General features: G+C 56.0%; 15 protein-coding genes. 1 reads left to right on the top strand and 14 read right to left on the bottom strand.

From position 1 onward, the window contains the following. Window positions 1-137: 137 nt before the first annotated feature. The 4 genes from mukB to cmoM are packed head-to-tail and all read right to left on the bottom strand — an operon-like array spanning window position 138 to window position 7,432. Window positions 138-4,625 (bottom strand): chromosome partition protein MukB, encoded by a 4,488-nt coding sequence (gene mukB / locus IBT54_RS03385; protein ID WP_201251575.1) that lies wholly within the window; start codon window positions 4,623-4,625, stop codon window positions 138-140. After that, a complete protein-coding gene (gene mukE, locus IBT54_RS03380; RefSeq protein WP_013357326.1) occupies window positions 4,622-5,347 on the bottom strand; it encodes a chromosome partition protein MukE in 726 nt (241 codons plus the stop codon). Before mukE ends, mukB begins: the two co-directional genes overlap by 4 nt. Further along, window positions 5,328-6,650, bottom strand: coding sequence for a chromosome partition protein MukF (gene mukF / locus IBT54_RS03375; RefSeq protein ID WP_013357325.1), 1,323 nt, complete (start codon window positions 6,648-6,650; stop codon window positions 5,328-5,330). Before mukF ends, mukE begins: the two co-directional genes overlap by 20 nt. Further along, a complete protein-coding gene (cmoM, locus tag IBT54_RS03370; RefSeq protein WP_013357324.1) occupies window positions 6,647-7,432 on the bottom strand; it encodes a tRNA uridine 5-oxyacetic acid(34) methyltransferase CmoM in 786 nt (261 codons plus the stop codon). The genes mukF and cmoM overlap by 4 nt, the downstream gene beginning before the upstream one ends. A gap of 125 nt (window positions 7,433-7,557) precedes the next feature. On the opposite strand from cmoM, the gene elyC reads away from it, so the two are divergent. Beyond that, a complete protein-coding gene (elyC, locus tag IBT54_RS03365; protein ID WP_147788447.1) occupies window positions 7,558-8,343 on the top strand; it encodes an envelope biogenesis factor ElyC in 786 nt (261 codons plus the stop codon). Here elyC and IBT54_RS03360 read toward each other — a convergent pair. The 10 genes from IBT54_RS03360 to cmk form a co-directional block, all read right to left on the bottom strand. Continuing rightward, window positions 8,323-9,216 carry a phosphotransferase gene (locus IBT54_RS03360; protein WP_013357322.1) on the bottom strand — a complete coding sequence of 298 codons (894 nt, stop codon included), beginning with the start codon at window positions 9,214-9,216 and terminating at the stop codon, window positions 8,323-8,325. The two genes, elyC and IBT54_RS03360, sit on opposite strands and share 21 nt — an antisense overlap. Before the next feature lie 111 nt (window positions 9,217-9,327). Beyond that, window positions 9,328-10,077 carry a 3-deoxy-manno-octulosonate cytidylyltransferase gene (kdsB, locus tag IBT54_RS03355; RefSeq protein ID WP_110331632.1) on the bottom strand — a complete coding sequence of 250 codons (750 nt, stop codon included), beginning with the start codon at window positions 10,075-10,077 and terminating at the stop codon, window positions 9,328-9,330. Next, on the bottom strand, window positions 10,074-10,256 hold the full coding sequence (locus IBT54_RS03350; protein WP_003849374.1) for a Trm112 family protein: 183 nt from the start codon (window positions 10,254-10,256) through the stop codon (window positions 10,074-10,076). Before IBT54_RS03350 ends, kdsB begins: the two co-directional genes overlap by 4 nt. Before the next feature lie 105 nt (window positions 10,257-10,361). Beyond that, a complete protein-coding gene (locus IBT54_RS03345; RefSeq protein WP_201251574.1) occupies window positions 10,362-11,576 on the bottom strand; it encodes a winged helix-turn-helix domain-containing protein in 1,215 nt (404 codons plus the stop codon). Between the two features lie 39 nt (window positions 11,577-11,615). Then, window positions 11,616-12,602, bottom strand: coding sequence for a tetraacyldisaccharide 4'-kinase (gene lpxK / locus IBT54_RS03340; RefSeq protein WP_195857166.1), 987 nt, complete (start codon window positions 12,600-12,602; stop codon window positions 11,616-11,618). Further along, complete coding sequence (gene msbA / locus IBT54_RS03335) at window positions 12,599-14,347, bottom strand: lipid A ABC transporter ATP-binding protein/permease MsbA (protein ID WP_013357318.1); 1,749 nt, start codon at window positions 14,345-14,347, stop codon at window positions 12,599-12,601. The genes lpxK and msbA overlap by 4 nt, the downstream gene beginning before the upstream one ends. A gap of 34 nt (window positions 14,348-14,381) precedes the next feature. Next, window positions 14,382-16,637 (bottom strand): DNA internalization-related competence protein ComEC/Rec2, encoded by a 2,256-nt coding sequence (locus IBT54_RS03330; RefSeq protein ID WP_201251573.1) that lies wholly within the window; start codon window positions 16,635-16,637, stop codon window positions 14,382-14,384. 203 nt (window positions 16,638-16,840) lie between these two features. Continuing rightward, window positions 16,841-17,125, bottom strand: coding sequence for an integration host factor subunit beta (ihfB, locus tag IBT54_RS03325; protein ID WP_003849360.1), 285 nt, complete (start codon window positions 17,123-17,125; stop codon window positions 16,841-16,843). 82 nt (window positions 17,126-17,207) lie between these two features. After that, window positions 17,208-18,881: a 30S ribosomal protein S1 gene (rpsA, locus tag IBT54_RS03320; protein ID WP_013357316.1), complete on the bottom strand. Its 1,674-nt coding sequence runs from the start codon at window positions 18,879-18,881 to the stop codon at window positions 17,208-17,210. Between the two features lie 108 nt (window positions 18,882-18,989). Further along, on the bottom strand, window positions 18,990-19,676 hold the full coding sequence (gene cmk / locus IBT54_RS03315) for a (d)CMP kinase (RefSeq protein WP_013357315.1): 687 nt from the start codon (window positions 19,674-19,676) through the stop codon (window positions 18,990-18,992). Window positions 19,677-19,736: the final 60 nt, after the last annotated feature.

The raw sequence follows: 19,736 nt of genomic DNA, 5'->3' as shown, positions 1-19,736 counted from the left end.
TTGTTTTTCAACTTCGCAGCGTTCCCTGTATCCGCTGCGATCGCGCCGTGACTCATAGTGTGAGTATACAAACAAAAACGGCATTTGCCTCATGCGACAAATGCCGTTATCAGATTAACGAATGGTTCAGTTTTTGACTACGTTTCCGCCTGCGATTTTTCAGCGGTTAAATCGGGTAGCGCATCCGCTTCGCTTCCCGCACGCACTGGTGAAGGATCGGCAGCAAAACCACGCAGGCCAACCACATGCACATGCTCAGTGTTATTGAACACCTTACGCACCAGTTTGTAGGTCGTGCCTTTCTCCGGGCTGATGTTCTCCGGTGCCGCAATCACCAGCTGCATCTCCAGTCGCTCACAGAGTTCAAACAGTGTGGCGATGGAGCGGGCATCCAGACGGGCCGCTTCATCAAGGAACAGCAGTCGGCATGGCGAAATATCTTTGCCGCGCAGACGACGGGACTCCTCTTCCCAGCTCTGCACCACCATTACCAGAATGGACATACCGGTACCGATCGCCTCACCCGTTGAGAGCGCACCGCTTTCTGCACGCAGCCAGCCATCGGAGCCCCGGTTAACTTCCACTTCCATCTCCAGATAGTTGCGGTAGTCGAGCAGCTCCTCACCGATGGTTTGCGGCGTCCGCTGACCCATGTCGATATGCGGGTTAAGACGCTGGTAGAGTTTCGCCAGCGCCTCCGAGAAGGTCAGGCGGTTGCTGTTGAACAGATCCTGATGCTGCTCATGCTCTTCTGACAGCGTATCCAGCAGCATAGCGTGGGTTTCACGCACGTTCACGTTGAGCCGCACGCTGCGTACCTGACCAAAGCTGACGGTCTGCAGCCCCTGGTTGAGCTGGCGAATGCGGTTCTGTTCACGCTGGATCGTTTTGCGGATAATATTCGCCGCACTGCGTGAACTGATCGCCAGCATCTGCTCACGCGCGGTCAGCTCTTCAGTCAGACGGTTCAGTTCGATTTCCATCTGCTCAATCGCTTCGACCGGATCGTCGGTACGAATAATATCCTGACGAATACGCTCGCGCAGATGCTGATAGACCGCAATAAAGAACTGAATCTTACGTTCAGGACGTTTTGGATCTTCCGACAGCCGCAGTACGTCGCGCAGATGTTCGTTGTCCGCCACCGCCAGACGCAATGCACCCAGCGCTTTATCCGACATCGAGCGCAGCTCATCACCGCTCAGGTAAGCCAGTTCGCGACGATGCAGGCGACGCTCAACGCCATTCTCTTTCACCAGACGCAGGACGGTACACCAGCCCGCTTTCGCGCTGACCACCTGCTCACGCACCTGATGATACTGACGCTCCAGCTGACGCAGGCGCTTCTGCAGGTTATCCATCTCCGCTTCACAGAAGGTGAGCTGTTTCTCCAGCTGATTGCGGCGGGCGCGGTTGTGGCTCAGTGCCGTGTAGAGCTCATCGCGGCGAACGCGCGCGCGTTCTTCTGCGCTACTGTCAGCAGTGACGCCAATGTCCTGCATCTCCTGCTGCAGCTCTTTGAGCATGTCGCGCTTGGCGTCGTAAGCACTTTTCAGTGAAGCCAGCACCTGTGAGTATTGCGTCAGCTGCGCCTGATGTTCACGCAGGCGATCGCGGCTGCGACTGCGTTCACCTTCAGCCTGCTCAAGACGCTGACGCAGCTTATCGCTGAGGTCATTGTTGCCGTTGAGCATGCTGGCCGAGTCGTCGTAGCTGAAGTGAGCGCGACGCTGCACCACTTCTGTCAGCGCAAAGGCCTGCTGACGTGCGTTGCGCTGCTGCTGCTGCGCCTGCTGATAATCTGCCTGTAACTGCTCGTGCTGTTCAGGATCGCTCTGCAATACCGCGATGATCGGTTCCAGTTTCGCCAGCTTCGCGCCATGCTGATGCAGGAAGCGCGCCGCGTCCTGTGCCGCATCGACCTGCTCACGGATCTCTTCGCAGCGATCGCCCAACGTATCGTCCAGCAGCAGGTTGACGCGTGGCAGCAGTCGGTTTAACTGCGACACGCCCTCTTTCGCCAGCTCATACTGCTGACGCTGCTGCTGATTATTGCTCTCATGCTGATTCAGTGCCCGCTCAAGCTCACCCCGGCGCGCGCCCAGCTGACGGATCTGCGCTTCCGGGTCGGCATCAAAGGCCACGGCCAGATGTGTGCCGATAAAGCGACTGAATGACTGATGCAGACGCTGCGTTTTCTGCACGTCGAACGACAATGTGGCGTAACGCTCAGCCAGTTTGTCGCGCTCAAGGTGCAGCAGCTCCAGCTGATTTTCGCGCGCTGCGCGGCCAAACAGCGGGATTTTCGGGAAGCGGGAGTAGCGCCACTGACGCTCTGCCACTTTCACCACGACGGCATTCTGCAGCTCATCAACGCTGAAGACACTGTCATCGAATGACTGCGGGTCACCCTCGATCAGGTAGAGATCTTCCGGGCACTCCTCCAGACCATCCAGCATCTCACGCACGCGGGAGAGATCCGGCACCACGATTGCATGACGTGACGGACCATAGAGCGCCGAAAAGTACGGCGCATCATCCAGGGTCACATCATCATAAATCTCAGACAGTAATACGCCGCCAAAGCGTTCGGCCAGCTGAGTCAGGCGCGCATCTTCCGCCCCGCCCGGCTGACTGAGCCGCTCAATCTGCTGCTCGATATCACGTTTGCGTGCCGCCACTTCGTCGCGCTCGACGGTGGTTTCACGCTCGCGCTCCAGCAGTTGCTGCATAAATTCGGTGACGTCCTGGCTGCTGTTCAGCGCCTGGCCGGTCTGTTCACTGAGCTGGGTCAGGATCTCCTGCGCCGCCAGCCAGTGTGGCGCACGGGCAGTCAGGCTGGTGATGCGTTCGCGCAGCTGTTCCAGCTCCTGACGCATCATCATGCGCTGCTCACCGGCGTCCGAGACGCTGCTGTTCAGCTGTTCGATCTGCGCTTCAAGCTCCTGCTGCAGGCCCGCCAGCGCATCGGCTTCGTACTGCTGCCCCTGACGCTTGCAGAACTCGGCCAGCAGACGCTCCGCCTCATGCTGCTCGCGCAGACGCTGTTCCAGCTCATTGAGACGCAGACGCAGCGACGAGAGCTGGTCGGCGTGATGACGCTGATTGCTGGCATCACGCAGCAGTTCGCGGCCGGTTTGCCACGCATCCTGACGGGTCACGTCACCAGCAATGCTGGTCACCAGCGCCAGCGCCTGTTCAAACTGACTGTGCGCGGCTTCGGCCACGCTCAGCTTCTGCTCCAGGCGCAGCAGGCGTTCTGTCGCCTCCTCCTCTTTCGCCTGGAAACTCTCCTGCCATTCTGCAGCGTTATCGATGGTCAGATCGGGCAACTGGCAGAGCGTACGGGCGCGTTCCAGCGCCTGCAGGGCCTGCTGATACTGGATGGCGCGCGTTTGCTGCACGTCGAGTGCCTGCTGGAAATCGGCCAGCTGACTTTTCAGCTCATCCACTTCCAGTTCAGCCGCTTCGGCACGCGCTTCATTCTCTTCCTGAATTTCGCGCGCTTCGGCAACCACTTCGGTCTGCTCTTCCAGACGCAGCGTCAGATCTTCGATATCGGCGTCGTAGCGCTCAATCTTCTCCTGCTGCCGCATCGCCGTCTGCACCAGATTCAGGTGATCGCTGGCAGCCTGATAATCGACTTCGAGATCGTTCTCTGCGCCACTGTGCTCTGACAGCTCGCGCGCCATCTCCACGTGACGATACTGCTCAGTGGCGAGTTGCTTACGGCTGCTGAACAGCTCATTGCGCAGCTGTAATGCGCTGTCGAGATGTCCACGGCGCTCGTTGGCGTGACGCATGTAGTCAGCCGACACGTAGCTGGTCGCCTCGGAGATGAGATGCTTAAAGAGGTCGCGGTCAGACTGGGTAACGCGGATCGCCTCCAGCGTCATGCGGTTCTCCCGCAGCGCAGCTTCCATATCCTGGAACGCTTTACGCACGCCGCTGTTTTCAGGCAGCAGGTAATCACGCAGCGATCGGGTGATGGCACTGGAGATACCGCCATAGAGCGAGGCTTCGATCAGACGATAGAACTTGCTTCGATCGCTGGCAGAGCGCAGACGACGCGGCACCACGCCCAGATCAAACAGCATGGCGTGATAATCCGTCACCGAGTTATAAGCGCGGAACTGCACGCCTTCCTGTGCCTCAACCCGCTCTTTTACCTCATTCAGCGGTAAGACGCGTGCCTGACGGCTGTTAAGTACTTCCGTCAGCATATCGGTCGGGTTGGTATCGGTGGGCAGACCGTGGATACTGAACGGTTTGATATCGACCTTTTTATCGCGTCCGGCGACCTGCTGCAGACGCACACCGACTACCACACGCTGATGGCGTGAGTTCACCACATCCAGCATGGCGTAGCAGACACCCGCCCGCAGTTTACCGTGCAGACCTTTGTCACGGGATCCCGACGTCGCGCCCGCTTCGGTAGTGTTACGGAAGTGCAGCAGCGTTAAATCGGGGATCAGTGCGGTGACAAAGGCCGCCATGGTGGTGGACTTACCCGCGCCGTTACCGCCTGATAGCGTGGTCACTAATTCATCAAGATCAAAGGTACGGGCAAAAAAGCCGTTCCAGTTGATCAGCGTAAGCGAACGAAACTTTCCGCGCTCAATCATGCCTGTTCTTCCTCTGCGTTCTCACTCGCGTCGCCTTCCTGCCCTTCACTTTCATCGGTGTCGATCGGTGCAGTCGCATTTTCCAGTAGCATGGCCTCGCCATCACGAATCAGGCGAAGCTGCGCTTCACGGGCATCATCACCGCCGCGCACGTCGGCACCAAAGCGGAACACCGATTCCGTGATACGGAATTTGCTGCTGTCGTTGCCGAAAAACCACACCATGCCAAGACGGCGCAGGCGGCTCAGAGAGGCGCGCACTTTCTCCTGCAGTTTGGTGCGATCCAGGTCTGAACCGGTTGAACGCTGGTTAACCAGCTTCAGCAGACGGTTCTCGTCGGCCAGCGAGAGCAGCTCGTCATAGAGCTCCTGCTGGGTGAAGATCCCCTCATTCGCCAGGCGTTCCGGGCTGAGATAGAGGTAGCAGAGAATCTTCCCGACCATCATGTCCAGCTCAGAGAGTACGGAACGCGGAATCAGCGTGGTCGAACGCGGACGCAGATAGAAAAAACCTTCCGGCGCACGAATTAACTCAACGTTATAGCGGGTGTAAAACTCTTCGAGAAATGACTGGTAGTCCATCAGAAAAGCGTGGTTATCCAGCTCTTCAATTCCGATATGGCGTCCGGCGCGTAACTGGCTGTCCAGCGCGGGAAAAATCGGGTTGGCCAGTGCCTGTGCCAGCTTAACCGGCATCACTTGTTCAATATTTGTCGATGACATGTGCCTGCACCTTGGCTCCGTAATCATTGATGGCTTGCCATTCCACAGGCAAACCGGCTAAATCAGCTTCCGCTACGCCAAGGCGTACCGCCTGGTCCACCACAATGCGCGCCAGGTCGAAATGGCGAGCGCGTGGATACTGGGCCAGGTAGTCACGCATCACTGACGCGAGGTTGAGCGGTTTTTGTTGCGATTTGTAGACCTGCAGCGCTTCTTCAATCATCGCTGCCAGCTGTTCGCGAATTTCGTTAATCTCTTCGTATTCCATCTCTGGCGGCAGTTCGCCCATCACTTCGTCATTCCGCAGCGTCAGCGCCTCATCGCGCATGTCATACAGGCGGTCGGCATTGGCATAGGTTAGCGCCCAGGGCGCGTCGAAGTAATTCTGTACCGATACCCGCAGACGCTGGGCAAAGACGCGGTTTTTATCCATGTCGATGGCGGTACGAATAAATTTATGGACGTGGCGGTCATAGCCGATCCACAGGTCAATCGCCTGCTGGCCCCAGCTGGTAATACGGTCGAGCTTGCTTTGCAGGTCAAAAACCAGCTTATCGACGAAGCCCAGGTCCGGGCTGTCCAGCGTGGCATCCTGAATACGCAGCAGGTTTTCCTGAAGTTTGTCGCCCGCCGCTTCCAGCGTATCCTGCAGTTCACGCAGCGTCCCGGAGGTTTCAGAGAGCAGCATTTCACAGCTGGAGATCGCCGCGCGCCAGTCTTTATTCAGCAGTTCAGCGATATCGTTTTTCACCGCCTGCTGCTGTTCATCCATAAGACGCTGGGTCATATCGATGCTGTCGAAGATCTCCGCCACCGAATATTTCAGCGGCGCGAAAACATTGCGATGCCAGTGAAACTCATCGCCGTTTTCCTGCGCGGCATCGGCTGCCCGCTTGAGCTCGCTGGCCACAATCGACAGCTGCATCGACAGACGCAGCGTTGAAAACTCACGCTGACGGATGTAGTAGTCGGTGATGCCGATCGCCAGCGGCGTCAGGCGATAGATAGCATTGCCTTCGGTGAGTTCACTGGTAAAGCGGTTGAGCAGGCGCTGACGCACCATGTCGTTGATGGCGTTGTTGGCACGAACCAACACGGTTTCATGGGTTTGTTCAAAAGCTTTACTGACATGGCGGAAAGCGTCAATCAGATCGCCTTCGCTCATTTCGCCATCCATCCGCTCACCGTTGAGGGTGGCGATAGCCAGCAAAAAGGCCAGACGTTCCACTGGCAGCGCAAGGGAAAAGTCATTTTTGCGCGCCCAGGATACCAGTTCAGGTACCGTCTGGGAAAATTCACTCATAATTCGTCCTTCTGCCCCGGTTTACGCGCGGTCACATGGATGTAGCGCCCTAAGCTTAAAAAGGGTTCCTGACGGCAATAACGCCGCTCCATCTCAATAATTTCGTCGTCGCTTTTTGGCTCGCCCTTCGGCGGTTTCATGTAGTCACTGAATACCCGGATCCCGGCACGCTGCTCAATCACAAAGCCACACGCCTCCAGCCAGCGATAGACCTGCTCGGGGTCGCGCGGATAGTCAGGCGACAGGGTTCGCTTTTTGCGTTTAGTCAGGTTGGTGCGCAGATAGCCGAAGTTACCCAGCGTTAAGGTGCGCAATGTCAGGCCGTGCAGATTGTAAAACATCAGCGACATGACGCCCCCCGGACGCAGCAGATCGAACAGCGCTTTGAGCACCTTCTCCGGTTCAGCGACCCACTCAAGCACAGCGTGGAACAATACCAGATCCACCGGCTTATCCAAATGTTCGCCCACCTGCTGGGCGCTAATTTGTCTGAATTGCATGTTGTGGCTCACACCTTGCGCCGCTGCATTTTCGGCGGCCCGACGCAGCATCTCAGCAGAGAGGTCGCACAGCAGAACCTGATGGCCCTGGGCAGCAAGTCCGCTGGAGACCTGGCCGACACCGCCGCCGGCATCCAGTACTGACAGCGGATGGGGCGACAGCCCGGGTACTATCTTCTCCAGCTCATCCCGGAGGATGGCCTGGCGTATCTTCCCTTTGGTGGTGCCGTAAATATTTTGCGAAAATTTATCCGCGAGATCGTCAAAGTTACGATCCTGCATGGCATGCGCTCCGGTATGCTGCGGTGAGACTTGTGCTATTTTGTCACAGGCACCAGAAGAATGAACCTTTCATCCCCATCTTCCCTTCCGGGTGCTCTATTTTCGGACAACAGGACGCGTTTTCGATGTTATTTACCCTGAAAAAAGTGATTGGCGGGCTACTTTTACCCTTGCCGTTTCTGCTTTTGCTGATGGCGCTGGGCATTTTACTGCTTTGGTTTACTGACTGGCAAAAAAGCGGCAAAACCGTGATCTCCGTCAGCTGGCTGTTACTGCTGCTGCTGAGCCTGCAACCGCTGGCCGATCGGCTGCTTTTGCCGCTGGATAACCGTTATCCGACCTGGAACGGCGCAGAGAAGGTGGACTACATTGTGGTGCTGGGTGGAGGCTATACCTTTAATCCAACCTGGGCACCCAGCTCGAACCTGCTGAATAACAGTCTGCCACGCGTGGCAGAAGGTATTCGTCAATGGCAGCGCAATCCACAGTCGACGCTGATTTTTACCGGTGCTGCCGGTGGCACCAATCCGAAGAGCAGCGCCTGGGTAGCCGCTCAGGTGGCAGAAAGTCTGGGCGTACCGCGCGAACATATTCAGATTCTGGACCAGCCTCGTGATACTGCGGATGAAGCGCAGGCGGTCAAAACGGTAGTCGGCGATCGCCCGATGCTGCTGGTCACCTCAGCGAATCATATGCCGCGGGCGATACGCTTTTTCCATGCGGTCGGTCTGAAGCCGATTGCTGCGCCTGCTAATCAGCTGGCGATTACCTCGCCGCTGAATGGCTGGGAACGGGCGATACCGTCATCAATCTGGCTGAGTCACAGCGAACGGGCAGTGTATGAGACGCTGGGCACGTTACTGCAGCGGCTTAAAGGTGAGGAACCTGGCTCAGCCGAGCCAGGGGAGTAGTTGCGTGCAGGCATGGTCAAAACGCGGACGATTAAACGTGCCGGTCTGCACAAGATGCTCGATGCAGTCCCACAGTTGATAAACCCATCGGCGCCAGACAAAGCCCTCAGAGACAGGTGCCCGTTGCAGGTAGTCGTGCAGCAGCGCTGTCTCGGCGGGTGAGGTATCCAGATGGATCAGGTCATATTCACGGGGCGCCCAGAGAATCGTGCCCGGCTGTGTCATCGCGACTAACTGGTCGCTACGGCTGTTTTTCAGCATGCTCTGCAGCCGCACGTTGCCGTGAACCATCACACAGGGATCATCGAAGTCGCGAAAAAGATGTGCCAGACGCGACCGGCAGCGGAACAGAATCTGACGATCTTCCAGCGTGAAGGCAGGTGGGCGCAGATAGCTCAGGGTCGACCACAATACTTCAACCCGTTGTGCATACCAGGCCGGCCAGTGATTCTGCTGGGTGCTGTCTACCGTTCCGACCAGGCCGTGGCTGTCGAGCCGGTGCCAGGCCAGCAGCCCCTCGACTGCCTGCTCGCAAAACTGTTGCCAGCGCTGAGCATCCCGCGCAGGCGCCTCCGCCGTCACGCCATTCAGTCGCGCCATCAGAAGCATTTCATGCACCGGAGGCTGCTGGCTCAGCACCAGACCATAGACCGCTGGCACAGGGATGAATCCGGCCTGCCCCAGTAATGCCAGCTTTCTGGCTTCCAGCGCTGCCCGCCCCTGATGACGAAAATATTTTGCCACCATCGGCATGGGGTGCCCCTGCCGATCGTACAGGGCATAGAGTCGGGTGGGCGGATGTTCACTGATTAATTCGAGACGGCTGATGGTTTCACCCAGCGCCAGCGTGAGTTCCGATTTAAGCTGTTCCATGCGGCATCCTCCTCAGATGAGTATCACAATATCCTGAAGGAAGTACTGGAGATAAGTTTAGCGGCGGATCAATAACGTTGCGCTGAAACGGGGAGACTGGCTCCCCGTGTATCAGGCCTGCATGGCAGCGCGGACGCGTTGCAAATCGTCTGGCGTATCCACACCCACGCTGGGAATGGTTTTTGCTACGGCGACATGAATTTTTTCGCCGTACCATAAGACACGCAGTTGCTCGAGCAGCTCAATCTGTTCAAGAGGACAAGGCGCCCAGGCAACATAGCGGCGAATAAAACCGGCGCGATAGGCATAGATGCCAATATGTCGCAGAAGCGTATCGCCAATCTGTTCGCGTGAGGCAGCATAGCGTTCACGATCCCAGGGAATGGTGGCCCGTGAGAAATAGAGCGCATAGCCATTCGTATCCATGACCACCTTCACCGCGTTCGGATTGAAGGCTTCTTCCACATCGGTGATTGGCACCGCCAGCGTTGCCATCCCGGCCGCTGAGCCCGCCAGATTAGTCGCCACCTGACGCACAATCTCTGCCGGGATCATCGGCTCATCACCCTGCACGTTGACGATGATTTCGTCATCAGCAAACTGATATTTTTCGATCACTTCCGCCAGCCGCTCCGTGCCGGACTGGTGATCGGCGCGCGTCATGCAGACTTCACCGCCTGCTGCTTCCACTGCGCTGGCTACGTCAGGATGATCGGTGGCAACAATGACCCGGCTGGCACCCGATTCACGGGCGCGTTCCATCACATGCACGACCATCGGTTTACCGTGAATATCGAGCAGCGGCTTGCCGGGTAAGCGGGTTGACGCATAGCGCGCAGGAATGATGGCAGTGAAACTCATGGATGAATCTCTTCCACTGACAGCGTGCGGGCTTCGGTTTCCAGCAGCACCGGAATACCGTCACGAACCGGGAAAGCCAGGCCATCAGGCTTGCAGATCAGCTCCTGCTGCGCATTGTTGAAGTAAAGTTTGCCATTGCACACCGGGCAGGCAACGATTTCGAGTAAACGATGATCCATATGTCCTCCATCAGGAACCGAATGCTTAAGGCATCAAGCATACCATAGCGCGGCGCAGGCGGGATGGGGTAAAACACCTTCCCGCAGCGGCTGCCGCAAAATTGATTAATTCAGCTGCCACCGGGCTGGCCAGTGGTCTTTGAGTGCATCAGGTACCTGCAGAATTGAGACGCTTTCTGCTCCCTGCCAGGCTGCGAAGCGTTCAATCGCACGCCGGATATCCACCACAAAGCGCGCCGTGACGCGGGTCGTTTCTTCCAGCCAGAGTTTTTTAATCTCCAGCTGTTTGGCCTGACGCAGCATGCGGGCATCGAGCCGCCCTTTTATCTGCCCACGATGAAGGATGGGCAAAACGAAATAGCCAAACCTGCGCTTCTCCTCGGGGGTGTAACACTCGATACGATAGTCAAAGCTGAACAGCTCCAGCGCACGTTTGCGATCCCAGACCACCGGATCAAACGGTGACAGCAGCGCGCTGTGCGTTGCCTGCAGCGGCGTCTCCAGCAACGGTAAGTAGTCACGATGCAGCCACATCTCACCCAGCCCCTCTGTATTGACGGCGACCAGATCGCCCGCAGCCTGGGCATCAGAGATAAAATCGTTCAGGGGTGCCCGTTTAAGGCGATAGTAGTCCGGCAGCCAGGCCGCGCGGAAAATCCCTAAGCTACGGGCGCTGTTCATCAGCATCTGTCGGGTGGCCTCTGCTTCGCTGATGCCATGCACCGCATCCTGCCAGTCGGGCATGACGCGACTGCGCAGATCGTAGACGCGCTGAAAGTTACGGCGTTCCGCGACCATCAGCTCACCGGCGCTGAAGAGATTTTCCAGATGGCGTTTGTGTGGTTTCCATGCCCACCATCCCGACTTTGGATCATCGGCATGGGTGAAATCGGCGGCGCGCACCGGACCGTTTTCCTGAATCAGCTGCAGTAATTCGGTAATCGCCTGCTGGTGGTCAGCAACCCACTGCGCGTTGTATTTCCAGCCAAGGCGTTCAGGCGACAGCATGCGATGACGAAGCAGTCTGTAATCGGCGCGGGGAATAAAGCAGGCTTCGTGCGCCCAGTACTCAAAGAGATCGCCCTGGGCAAGCGCCTGTTCCAGCCATGCCTGAGGGTAGTTTCCCAGGCGACTGAACAGCACCAGATATGGACTGCGGGCCACCACATGGATGGTATCGATTTGTAGCAGTGACATGCGGGAGATGCAGTTAATCAGATCCTGATAAACAGCGCGTTTTGCCGGAGGGCGCAGCAGGCCCTGCGCGGCGAGATGAAGGTGACGTGCTTGCTGTAACGAAAGTGAATGCGGGGTGTTCATCCTCTTCCTTATCAGGCTTCACCTGAATGGGTGCAGGTATCAGAGCGGGCGACGGCAGCATTGTTCAATGTCGTCCAGTAACGGCGTTACGGCTTTACCGGATAAATGGGCATCAACCGGCAGATACCACCAGTCAGGCTGGGCAAAGTGACGGCATTTCACTGCGTCCTTTTCAGTCATCAGTAGCTGCTGACCCGGCTGTAATAATCGTGTCAGCTCATCCTCACTGTAGGCATGATGGTCAGCAAAGGCGATCTCTGCGACTGGCGTTATGCCCTGCTGTTTAAGCGTGGTGAAAAAACGCGGAGGATGGCCAATACCGGCCATGGCAACCACGGCACCCAGTTGCTCAGGTGCGCGGGTTTCCCCGGTCAGCAGATTGGTGGCGAGTCCGGGCTGAAGTTGCATCGCAATCTCGTCACCCAGGGCCTCACCGCCATTAATGATGACGGCATCGACCTGGTGGAGACGATCGGCACGTTCACGCATCGGACCGGCAGGCAACCACCAGCCATTGCCAAAGCGACGAACACCATCCACCACCACGATCTCGCGATCGCGCTGCAGCGCATAATGTTGCAGGCCGTCGTCAGTGATAATCACATCCAGCGGCCCCTGCTTCAGTAACGCCTCAATCGCCTGTCGCCGTTTGGGCGCAACCGCAACCGGCGCTCCGGTGCGCTGGGCGATCAGTACTGGTTCATCACCGGCCTGTTGTGTGGGGGTCTGCGCCGAGACCAGCAAGGGATAGTGATCCGCCTTGCCGCCATATCCTCTGGAGACGACGCCAGCGCGCAGGCCACGTTGCTGCAATGCCTCAACCAGCCAGATCACGACCGGCGTCTTTCCATTGCCACCGGCAGTGAGATTACCCACCACCACGACCGGCAGAGGCGCACGCCAGCTTTTACGCCAGCCGCGCCTGTAACTGAAACGTATCAGGGCCGTGATCGCACCATACAGCAGGCTGAATGGCCATAACAGAATCCATAACGGGGAGCGACCACTCCAGATACGTTCAATCATTGGCCGAATTGCATCTTATGCAGTTGTGCATAGGCGCCACGTTCTGCTAACAGCACCTGATGCGTTCCGCGTTCAACAATCTGACCATCTTCGATCACCACGATTTCATCGGCTTTCTCAATGGTAGAGAGGCGGTGCGCAATTACCAGCGAGGTACGGTTCTTCTGCAACTCATCCAGTGCAGACTGAATGGCGCGTTCTGATTCGGTATCCAGCGCAGAGGTCGCTTCATCCAGGATTAGAATCGGACAATCTCGCAGCAACGCACGGGCAATGGCGATACGCTGACGCTGGCCGCCAGATAGCAGCACGCCGTTCTCGCCAATCACCGTATCCAGGCCTTTATCCATTTTATTGATAAAGTCCATGGCGTGCGCCATGGTGGCCGCCTGCTCAATCTCTGCACGGCTATATTGCTCACTGCGAGCATAGGCGATGTTATTAGCAATGGTGTCGTTGAAAAGATGCACATTCTGCGACACCAGCGCCACCTGATTACGCAAAGCACGCAGGCTGTACTCACGCAGATCATGACCATCCAGCAGGATTTCACCCTGTTGAATGTCGTAAAAGCGGGTCAGCAGGCTCGCCATCGTAGACTTACCGGAACCTGAACGGCCCACCAGCGCAACCGTTTTTCCTGCCGGCAGCGACAGATTGATATTACGCAGTGCCGGAATTTCACGACCTGGATAGGTAAAGGTTACATCCCGGAATTCGATATCCCCTTTCGCACGGGTGATTTCGCGCGTGCCATTGTCCACTTCCTGCTCGCTATCCAGAATAGAGAACAGCGTCTGACAGGCCGCCATGCCACGCTGGAACTGGGCATTGACGTTGGTCAGAGACTTGAGCGGACGCATCAGGGCAATCATCGAGGAGAAGACGACGGTGATCGTACCGGCTGTCAGCGTATCCATTACGCTTGGGAAGCTGGCAGCATAAAGGACAAAAGCCAGTGCCAGCGACGCGATCAGCTGAATAATCGGATCAGAAATGGAAGAGGCTGAGACCAGTTTCATACCCTGCTGGCGCATACGGTTACTGACGCGGGAAAAGCGCTCCGACTCAATTTCCTGACCGCCAAAGATCAGCACTTCTTTGTGCCCCTTCAGCATCTGTTCGGCGCTGGTTGTCACCTGCCCCATGGTGTTCTGCATACTTTTGCTGATCGAGCGGAAGCGCTTAGATACGGTACGGATGGCAAATGAGACGACAGGTGCCAGGACAATCAGGATTAACGACAGCTGCCAGCTGTAGTAGAACATCATGATGAACAGGCCAATAATCGAGGCACCTTCACGCACGACAGTGACCAGTGCGCCCGAAGATGAAGAAGCAACCTGCTCCGAATCGTAGGTAATGCGCGACAGCAGGGTACCGGTTGACTGCTGGTCAAAAAATGAAACCGGCATGCCCATCATATGGCTGAACAGGCGACGACGGATATTCATCACGACATTGCCAGAGACCCAGGAGATGCAGTAGCTGGAGATATAACTGGTGACTCCGCGAACCAGCATCAGGCCAATAACGACTAATGGCATCCAAAGCATTACTGACCTGTCAGCTTTACCAAAGCCATCATCCAGTAATGGTTTCAACAGGGAGAGCATTAAGGCGTCGCCCGCAGCATTAATAATCAGGGCAACAGAGGCCACGATTAATCCCGCTTTGTTAGGCGCGATCATCGGCCAGAGTCGGCGAAACGTCTGCCACGTAGAGAGATCTTTATCTTGATGCATTATTTATTCACGCTGTTGGAAATAGCCGGCCATTCTACCTGGATTCGCGTTTGACGCCAAACCACTGATGATACCAACGGGGCATTAATTGTTCCCGCAGGGTGAGAACCTGCACTCTGCCCTGCTCTATCCTGATACTGATTTGTCCTGACTGGCCCGTATCCAGCCACTGAAATCCAGCCGTTCGGTAGTTTTCCAGCACATTTTTCGCGGGCATGCGCCATGCATTGTAGCGTGCCAGAGAGGCAATCGCGGTGTGTCCTTCTGTTTTGCGCAGCAGCAGGGAGGTCGACGAAGTACGGCTTCCGTGATGCGGTACCTGCAGGATATCAGCCTTCAGCCCCTGCTTTTCCAGCGCCACCAGCTGACGTTCCGCTTTAGCTTCAATATCACCGGTTAACAGTAGCCGGACCTGACCGTCATCGACGATGATGACACAGGAGTCGTTGTTCCCACCGGCTAAAGGGTTCGTCAGCGGCCAGACAACCCGGAAATGGAGCTTTCGCCAGCGCCACTGCGTGCCACGTACACAGGGTAAGTGCGTTTTATCCGCCAGCGCGCTTCTCACTTCGGCCGCGGGCCAGCGTTGCGTAATCGCCTGCAGCCCACCAGTGTGATCCAGATGGTTATGACTGAGGATGACCTGTTTTAAACGTAACTGTCTGCGCTCCAGCCAGGGAATGATCACCCGGCTCCCCGCATTATCGTTCTGCCAGCGTGGTCCTGTGTCATACATCACCGCTTCGTTACCCTGAGTGAGCACTATGCTCAGGCCATGCCCAATATCCAGCATATCGATGCGCCAGCCCTGCTCAGGTTCTGGCTGGCGACTCAGTATCATCGTCAGCGCTAACGCGCAGCTGCTTAATGGCAGGGAGAAGAAGAACTGCGCACGCCAGAGAATCAGGCCACCCCATACCATGACCGTAAACCAGACTGTGCCATTCAGCGGCCACCAGCCCGGCGGCAGCAACGTCAGGCAATAAAACAGTGCGCGTAAAGAGAGATCGGCCGCACCCCAAAAGAAGCCCGATACCTGCGCCACCGGAAGCAACATGGCAAGTGTTACAAGGGGCATAGTAATAAATGAGACGACCGGGATTGCGACAACATTGGCCACCAGCGCGGTCAGGCTGATCCCGTTGAATATCGCCACCTGCAACGGCACCATCAAAATCATCATGCCCGCCTGCAAGTGCAGCAGTTGTAACGGAATCCAGCGCCGTTGATGACGGAACCGCGCAGGCAGCGGGAACCAGTGATACCAGACCAGCAGCATGCCGACAGCCAGTACCGAAAGCCAGAAGCTGTCAGAGAGCACCGTCAGCGGATCCGTCACCAGCAGCAACGCAATACAGAACGTCCAGATCTGCCAGCTGTTCAGCTGAACACCCGCAAACCGGGTTATTGCCCACAGCGTCAGGGCCAGCAGTGAACGGGCTGCGGGCGGCTGAGCCCCGGAGAGCCACGTATACACTGCAGCAAATAGCCAGCTCACGATGAGGGGAAAAAGATAGCCGATAAAGCGGGCTGGCAGGATAAATTGCACCCCACGCGCCATCATCCAGCCGGTGCTGGCGGCCAGGGCAATATGCATGCCCGATATCGCCATCAGGTGCGCCGTGCCGGTATCTCGCAGTAGCTGACGTGTCTGCTGGCTCATCTCATCTCTGATGCCAAATGTCAGTGCCTCCAGCGTGCCTCGAAAAGGCATTTCGCGGGTTCTGTCACGGTGCCATACAATAAATCGCCAGCGGCCATCACAGCGATCGCTGACAGCATCCTGTTTAAGGATCCGCCCCTGGAGCGGCGTATTATTCGCGAGTGCAAAACGCTGGGCATCGAAGTCGCCTTCATTCAGGCGGGCATGAACCGGTCGTAAGCGCAGCTGCATCGTCCAGCGTTGTCCAGGGCAGTAAATCGTTGGGTCAGCATCGAAATAGAGCCAGGCAAAGCGGGGCGGAAATATCATCCTGCCCTCCTCTTCCAGCAGACGAACCCGGATTTGTTTTCGCTCTTGTCGCAATTCATTAATCTGAAGAGTGAAGGTGGCGGGACGTGCGGAGAGCCGTTCAATATCCTCCACCATCACGCGGGCATCGTGACAGGCCCATGCCAGAAACAACAGAGTAATACCCGTCAGACGAGCGGGCTGATAAGGACAATGTTGCAGAGCCACGCCCACAAAGAGCAGGGCCACTATCGCCTCACCGGAAGGCAGTCGGGCCATCAGCAGTAGCGGTAACGTTGCAACGATCGCCAGTCGCGCCAGAACGGTCCATGTCAGCATAATCGTGTCCATTATTTCAGTACGATTATTCTGGGCAAATCAGGTGAAAGTTACAGGAGAGGATCAGTCAGACGCGGGCGGTCTCGCAAAAAGAATAACGGATTGCAGTGTTGGGCACAGCATTCCGGATGTCAGTTCTGAATCTGAATAACAGGCAAAAAAAACGACATCCGGAGATGTCGTTTATCTGGTTCGGTATCGGCTTAGCCGTAGATATTTGCGCGATCGCGCAGCTCTTTGCCTGGCTTAAAGTGGGGAACGTATTTACCTTCCAGATCCACTTTGTCACCCGTTTTCGGGTTACGTCCAGTACGCGGAGCGCGATAGTGCAAAGAAAAGCTGCCGAATCCCCGGATTTCGATGCGTTCGCCCTGTGCCAGCGTAGTGGCCATGTGCTCAAGCATCTCTTTTACTGCATCCTCAACGACTTTCGCCGGTATATGAGTATGCTGTCCCGCCAGTCTTTCGATCAGTTCTGACTTGGTCATGTAACCTCCGGTTTATCCCTATGGGAATGTATGACAGCTTTTACCGAAACCGGGTGGTTGCCCACCCGGTGCTTCAGGTCGATTACTCGCCTTTAGCCGCTTTGAACGCTTCAGCCATAGCGCTAGAGAAATTGCTTTCTTCCTGTTTGGTGTTAACAGTATTGATAGCTTCTTTCTCATCAGCCTGGTCTTTCGCACGGACAGACAGGCTTACGACACGGTTTTTACGATCAACGCCGGTGAACTTAGCTTCAACGTCGTCGCCAACGTTCAGAACCAGAGTTGCATCTTCGATGCGGTCCAGTGAAGCTTCAGAAGCGCGCAGGTAACCCTCAACGCCGTCTGCTAATTCAACTGTAGCACCTTTAGCATCAACTGCAGTCACTTTACCGGTGACGATGGCACCTTTCTTGTTCAGAGTGATGTAGTTGTTGAACGGATCTTCTGCCAGCTGTTTAACGCCCAGAGAGATACGCTCGCGCTCTGCATCAACCTGCAGTACAACGGCAGCGATTTCGTCGCCTTTTTTGTACTCACGAACGGCTTCTTCGCCAGTCGCGTTCCAGGAGATGTCAGACAGGTGAACCAGACCGTCGATGCCGCCGTCCAGGCCGATGAAGATACCGAAGTCAGTGATTGACTTGATTTTACCTTCAACACGATCGCCTTTGTTGTGCGTCTCAGCGAACAGCTGCCATGGGTTAGATTTACACTGCTTCAGACCCAGGGAGATACGACGACGCTCTTCGTCAATGTCCAGAACCATAACTTCAACAACATCGCCTACGTTAACAACTTTAGACGGATGGATGTTTTTGTTAGTCCAGTCCATTTCAGACACGTGTACCAGACCTTCAACGCCTTCTTCGATTTCCACGAAGCAGCCGTAATCAGTCAGGTTGGTAACACGACCGGTCAGGCGGGTGCCTTCCGGATAGCGTTTAGCGATAGCAACCCATGGATCTTCGCCCAGCTGCTTCAGACCCAGAGAAACACGGGTACGCTCGCGGTCGAACTTCAGCACCTTAACGGTGATTTCGTCGCCAACGTTAACGATTTCGCTTGGATGCTTAACGCGTTTCCATGCCATATCAGTGATGTGCAGCAGGCCATCAACGCCGCCCAGATCAACGAATGCACCGTAGTCAGTGAGGTTCTTAACGATACCTTTAACTTCCATGCCTTCCTGCAGGTTTTCCAGCAGCTGATCGCGCTCTGCGCTGTTTTCGGATTCGATAACCGCACGACGTGAAACCACGACGTTGTTGCGTTTCTGATCCAGCTTGATGACTTTGAACTCAAGCTCTTTGCCTTCCAGATGCAGCGTATCGCGCACCGGACGCACATCTACCAGTGAACCTGGCAGGAACGCACGGATACCGTTGAGCTCAACTGTGAAGCCGCCTTTAACTTTGCCGTTGATAACACCGGTAACAGTTTCAGCGTCTTCGTAAGCTTTCTCCAGCGTGATCCATGCTTCATGGCGCTTAGCTTTCTCACGGGACAGCAGGGTTTCACCGAAGCCGTCTTCCACTGCATCCAGAGCAACATCAACTTCGTCGCCAACCTGGATTTCCAGTTCGCCGGCTGCGTTCTTGAACTGCTCTGCAGGAATTGCAGATTCAGATTTCAGACCCGCATCAACCAGAACGACATCTTTGTCGATAGAAACGACGATGCCACGAACGATAGAACCCGGGCGGGTTTCGATTGTTTTTAAGGATTCTTCAAATAGTTGAGCAAAAGATTCAGTCATATTGATAATCTTCAGGATTCTTCAATTTAACGTCCATCTGACTTCATGTCGGATGGGGTTGTTTCACATGCCCGGCACCGGATCCGTGGTACAGGGTGATAAATTCAGTTAAGCCGGGATGCCCAGCTTCTCGCGGGCATAGTGTAGCGCTTTTTCAATGACCTGGTCGATAGACATCTCTGTAGAGTCCAGAACCAGTGCATCGGCAGCAGCCACTAAAGGCGCAATTGCGCGGTTACGATCGCGGTCGTCGCGTTCTTTTATCTCGGCTAAAAGGCGGTCAAAGTTAACATTAAAGCCATTTCCCTGCAACTGTAGCATACGTCGCTGAGCACGCTCTTCCGGGCTGGCATCAAGGAAAATCTTTACTGGCGCATCCGGGAAAACCACGGTGCCCATATCACGGCCATCAGCAATCAGGCCCGGCATCTCGCGGAAACCGCGCTGGCGGCGCAATAACGCTTCGCGCACCCGTGGAAACGCAGCGACACGTGATGCGGTATTGCTGACCTCCTGAGTGCGGATTTCACCGGTCACATCTTCACCTTCAAGTATGACCTGCATTTCACCGTTTTGTGACAAAAAGCGCACATCAAGATGCGCAGCAATCGGCACCAGCGCCTCTTCAGATTCAATGTCCACCTGATGATGCAATGCGGCTAACGCCAGCACGCGGTAAATAGCACCGGAATCCAGCAGATGCCACTGCAGCGATTCTGCCATCGCTTTGCACAGGGTTCCCTTCCCCGCTCCACTTGGCCCATCAATAGTTATGACCGGGGCAGTTACTGTCATTATTCCCTCCTGTTGCTGCGTGCATTATGACCTTCAGGCCACCCTTAATGCTTAGCATTA

Origin of the sequence: Pantoea sp. S62 (genome assembly GCF_016658625.1) — a bacterium.
Taxonomy (GTDB): Bacteria; Pseudomonadota; Gammaproteobacteria; order Enterobacterales; family Enterobacteriaceae; genus Pantoea; species Pantoea vagans.
The sequence above is the reverse complement of the archived record's forward strand: the minus strand, read 5'-3'. Positions and strand labels throughout refer to the sequence as shown.

Bases quoted from the DNA above. Each gene is read 5' to 3' on its own strand.
- IBT54_RS03330 (WP_201251573.1), bottom strand. From the start codon at position 16,637: ATGCTGACATGGACCGTTCTGGCGCGACTGGCGATCGTTGCAACGTTA.
- cmk (WP_013357315.1), bottom strand. From the start codon at position 19,676: ATGACAGTAACTGCCCCGGTCATAACTATTGATGGGCCAAGTGGAGCG.
- rpsA (WP_013357316.1), bottom strand. From the start codon at position 18,881: ATGACTGAATCTTTTGCTCAACTATTTGAAGAATCCTTAAAAACAATC.
- cmoM (WP_013357324.1), bottom strand. From the start codon at position 7,432: ATGCAGGATCGTAACTTTGACGATCTCGCGGATAAATTTTCGCAAAAT.
- lpxK (WP_195857166.1), bottom strand. From the start codon at position 12,602: ATGATTGAACGTATCTGGAGTGGTCGCTCCCCGTTATGGATTCTGTTA.
- msbA (WP_013357318.1), bottom strand. From the start codon at position 14,347: ATGCATCAAGATAAAGATCTCTCTACGTGGCAGACGTTTCGCCGACTC.
- mukB (WP_201251575.1), bottom strand. From the start codon at position 4,625: ATGATTGAGCGCGGAAAGTTTCGTTCGCTTACGCTGATCAACTGGAAC.
- mukE (WP_013357326.1), bottom strand. From the start codon at position 5,347: ATGTCATCGACAAATATTGAACAAGTGATGCCGGTTAAGCTGGCACAG.
- IBT54_RS03345 (WP_201251574.1), bottom strand. From the start codon at position 11,576: ATGAACACCCCGCATTCACTTTCGTTACAGCAAGCACGTCACCTTCAT.
- IBT54_RS03350 (WP_003849374.1), bottom strand. From the start codon at position 10,256: ATGGATCATCGTTTACTCGAAATCGTTGCCTGCCCGGTGTGCAATGGC.
- ihfB (WP_003849360.1), bottom strand. From the start codon at position 17,125: ATGACCAAGTCAGAACTGATCGAAAGACTGGCGGGACAGCATACTCAT.
- kdsB (WP_110331632.1), bottom strand. From the start codon at position 10,077: ATGAGTTTCACTGCCATCATTCCTGCGCGCTATGCGTCAACCCGCTTA.
- elyC (WP_147788447.1), top strand. From the start codon at position 7,558: ATGTTATTTACCCTGAAAAAAGTGATTGGCGGGCTACTTTTACCCTTG.
- mukF (WP_013357325.1), bottom strand. From the start codon at position 6,650: ATGAGTGAATTTTCCCAGACGGTACCTGAACTGGTATCCTGGGCGCGC.
- IBT54_RS03360 (WP_013357322.1), bottom strand. From the start codon at position 9,216: ATGGAACAGCTTAAATCGGAACTCACGCTGGCGCTGGGTGAAACCATC.